Genomic DNA, 4,153 nt, shown 5'->3' with positions numbered 1-4,153 from the left:
ATACAACCTCGTTTTTTGAATATAAACTATACTAGCGAGGCATATACATCATTTACAAATTTAACGTATCCATTAAATTAACGGGTCGGAATCCTGATTGCGGGGATTGTGCTCCGGAAAACTATTCTTATCGAAATGATGGTGACGATAAAAGTTTGCACGGTCAATCTCTACAATTTCATCTTCCATCCGCAACGCCGCCGGACTTCCAATTATGCTTCGGATCTGGTTCTCCAATTCAGGGGTAACCTCACCAATAATATATCTCGGCATTGCCCTAAACTGATCCTGGTGGATATCGGGTAAAATAACTTCTTTTTTATCTTCGCCYAAATTTGCGAGCCAGATGGGTATCAGCACGGCCTTTTCCTCCAAATCTTCGCCCATATCGACAAGCTCCACAATAACATAGCGTATCGCATTTTGCTCGGGATCAAATAGGAGGTCGCGCACCTTTCCAACCGAATCGCCAGCTTCATTTCTTACTGGCCAACCTTTAATGTCTGCCTCGCCGTCTGTTAATTGATAACTACTTTTTGAGAGCTCTTCTAAATTGCTGTATAAAATAGTTCCTGAATCCATAATTGCTTTTTTTAAAGGGGCTATTAATAACGATGCCCAGTTTTACAACAAGTTTTTCAGGTGATGGTTTTTATGCTAAGGCGCCAGGGTACAAAAATTGGGCGGCTAAAACAAATATCGTAAAGGAGTAATTAACTATAGGTATTTGTGGTCTAGCGTTTTGTGTTGGTATTAAAAGATGTGGAAAGCAACGAAAATATTAATCGAAATAATTTTTTTTATCAGGCGGCAATCATACTGTTTAACGATTATTTTGTATAATCGTTAAAATAGAATCAGAAGTTAATGAAGAATATAGCTGAATTTAGAATGTCATTAAAAGAAGATAGGCCTGATAGTAACATATCAGTTCAATTGCGCGCACTCTGGTATGATGCAAAAGGAGATTGGCATACGGCCCATAACCAGGTCGACCATTTAGGCGATGTTGCCTCTGCCCGCATCCACGCCTACCTGCACCGCAAAGAAGGCGATATTTGGAATGCCGATTATTGGTATGCTAAAGCCGGAGAGAAAAGGCCACAATTATCATTAGACCAGGAGTGGGAAGAATTGGTACAGCATTTTTTATCATGATGGGTGTAAATCACCTATCATTTAGTTCCAGCAATAACTAATGGTATGCTGGGGAGATAATACCTGAAAACAATATTAATCTCCCAAAATCTCCAGTCATTTTATTTCGCAGGCATTTTAAATGAAGGGGGAAGTGACGCTTCATCCGCTGCCCATAGTTTATTCGGACGTTTGCCCATTACCAACTCCAATTTGCCCCCTTTCATTAAATCCTCGTGAGCAAACCACGATTTATTCCATACTTGCCCGTTCAGTTTAGCCGATTGGATGTATTTATTTTCAGGAGAATAGTTTATACAGTTTAACTCAAACTTTTTGCCATTTCCCAGGTCAAGTTTTACATTGGCAAAAGTGGGGCTGCCAATTACATACATGGGCAAGCCTGGGGTTATCGGGTAAAAACCCATCTGCGAAAATACTACAAAAGAAGTAAGGCCACCGCCATCTTCATCGCCAGGAATACCCATTAAATCATTACGGAACCATTGACTTAATAAACTCCTTACCCTTTTTTGCGTGCGCCAGGGCTGTCCCGCATAATTGTATAAGTAAGGAATGTGCATGGCAGGTTCATTACCCATAGAAAACTGCCCAACATTACCCGTATGATCAGGCAACTGCGAATAAAAATCAAATCTGCTTTTCCCAAGCGGTGTATTATACATTTTCTCCAGTTCGTCAACAAAAGCCTGTTTGCCGCCAATCATATTTACCAAATCGCCCAGGTTGTGCAACACATCCCATCGGTAAAGCCAGCCATTGTTTTCATCGTAAGTTTCTCTGGCACCAAGTCCGCCCGAAAAGCGGTAATCCAGCGGTTTAATAAATTTACCTTCCACATCTTTCGGATGAAAAAATCGGGTGTCCGGATTAAACACCGTATGGTAGCTGCTACTTTTATCTAAAAAGTATTTTGCTTCATCGGTTTTACCTAATTGCTGAGCAATATTGCCCAGGCACCATTCATCATAAACCGTACCCAGGGTAACGGCTATCGGTTGGCGTTTTTCAAAACCATGGACTTCTGCTGCGGTTTCTTTTTCACCTTCAGGTAAAGCAGGGAAATAGCCCTTATCTTTAAAAAATTGATCTAAAACACCTGCTTTTTTTGAAGACCACGGGGCCAGGGTTTTTTCGGTAATGGCTGCTTTACAATACTGATAAGCTTCATCAAGATTAAAATTTCTCAAACCCTTGTTATAAGCATCAATTACGGTGGCCGCGCCATGATTGCTGTTCATCCTCCGGCTATCACCAGTTACCTCCGGAAAAGTTGGCATCCAATGGTCTTTCATCTGTTGTGCCATTCGCAGGTAAGAATTAATCATATCGCCTTCCATTTTTGGCTCAATAATCACACGGAGTGGATGTGTTGCCCGGTAGGTATCCCAAATCCAGTCGTCGGTAAAAAATGGCATACCATTATCATTGTGCACTTTTCCGTCGAAGGCACTAAAATACTTTCCATCTTCAGATAAGCTGATCATTCTTTCGTAAGTGCGATAAAGGGATGTGTAAAATATGGTTTTGGCTGTTTCATCGGTGCCTGTTACCATGATCTTTCCAAGTGTGGCATTCCAGATATTCTTTCCTGTCTGCGCCACCTGGTTCAGGTTATAATCCTTGATTTCTCGACGGAGATTTTGTTTTGCCTGTTCTTCACTGATAAATGATATGCCATAACGTGCTTTAATCTGCCTGGTTTGAGCAGGAAATTTTAAAACAAGATAAGCATCACGGCCGGAAGCAGACTGTTCCCTGGAATCAATTTTAGTTCCATGATGCTTGCCTGATTCAAGGGGTGTTAAATCAGTTTCGAAGTAGAGGTAAACCTTGGTATTATTGTCTAGTTTCTGAAAACCACTTACAACATTTTGGCTCACCTTCAGCGCTCCGTTTCTGGTGTTTAAAACCAGGTAAGCCGGAGCATTTGTTTGCGAAAAGTTGAGCGCATATATCCCCGATTGGTGCGACGGCGCAAATTGTACATTTATCCCAAAATCATCGAGGTCAACCTCATAATAATAAGGTTTAATCACCTCATTGTCGTAGCCATAAGAAATTACGTTACCCACATTTTTGAGGTCGCCCTGAAAGGGACTCAAATTAAAGGCCGAGCTGCCCCGGTGGCTGGTAACCACAACAGGCAAACCATCTATAGTATTACTGGTAAAATTATCACGCTCCGGATAAACCCGCAATAAGCTGTTAGGTAAATGAATAGTAGGATAAGTGGGTACAAGTAAATGGCTAATGTTACCAATGTATGGGTTAACATAGTCTACGGGTTGTTTTTTAGCTTGTGCATGTGCGAAATTGATACAAGCTATTAGCAAAAATATTGCGCTCAATAAACAATATGTATATTTTTTCATTTCAAGAATTTCGATTAGGTGTGGCAAACATAACATTTTTCAAAAACGATATTTAACGCTGACGAGTTGCCGACTGTATCATTAATGATGTAAATCTTTTTAATCCTGCCTATAACAGTAAAACGATTTAGCAAATCTAAAGGAAATGATCAGTTTACCAAAAAAGCAAGAATAGAAAATGCCCTTTCCTATTTGGCCTGTTTGCATCTTATTAGGTTAATTACAATGCCTGGTGCCAAAAAAAGAGGTTACGGCTTAAGCGTAAGTGGTGTGTAAACAAAAAAGAGCGATGAATAGATTTCATCGCTCTTCGAATGTTAAATTTTTATTTATTATTTTGCTAATGAGGCAGTTTGTTCTGTACCGGTTACTGGTGAGCTCATTTGTGTTTTCATTGCTGCAAATCTATCTAGATTCAATTTTGGTGTGCTTCCCATTACTAAAGTATGTTCTCCTGTAGCGCCACTTAATTTTAAATCTGCACGGCCTTCAATTACAGTATATAAACTTTCTGTATCCGAATCGATTTCTGCAACCGCATTTCCTTTTAAGAATAACTGAAGATATTTAGTATCCAATTTGCCAGCTGTTTTTACTACGGCATTTTCAGAAGCCTGTAC

3 protein-coding genes and 1 pseudogene are annotated in these 4,153 nt (G+C 40.1%); 1 reads left to right on the top strand and 3 read right to left on the bottom strand.

Annotated features, from left to right (window positions below; all coding sequences use genetic code 11):
* Positions 1–72 precede the first annotated feature (72 nt).
* Positions 73–582, bottom strand: coding sequence for a PRC-barrel domain-containing protein (locus AC1DND_RS21550; protein ID WP_477584677.1), 510 nt, complete (start codon positions 580–582; stop codon positions 73–75).
* Positions 583–867: 285 nt separating this feature from the next.
* Between AC1DND_RS21550 and AC1DND_RS21545 the strand changes: the two genes are divergently transcribed.
* Complete coding sequence (locus tag AC1DND_RS21545) at positions 868–1,158, top strand: hypothetical protein (RefSeq protein WP_477584676.1); 291 nt, start codon at positions 868–870, stop codon at positions 1,156–1,158.
* 101 nt (positions 1,159–1,259) lie between these two features.
* On the opposite strand, the gene AC1DND_RS21540 is transcribed toward AC1DND_RS21545, so the two are convergent.
* Complete coding sequence (locus tag AC1DND_RS21540) at positions 1,260–3,533, bottom strand: GH92 family glycosyl hydrolase (protein WP_477584675.1); 2,274 nt, start codon at positions 3,531–3,533, stop codon at positions 1,260–1,262.
* Between the two features lie 332 nt (positions 3,534–3,865).
* Positions 3,866–4,153 (bottom strand): annotated as a pseudogene (locus tag AC1DND_RS21535) (hypothetical protein); the annotation flags it as partial.

This window comes from Pedobacter sp. 01N416 (assembly GCF_056399685.1).
The sequence above is the reverse complement of the archived record's forward strand: the minus strand, read 5'-3'. Positions and strand labels throughout refer to the sequence as shown.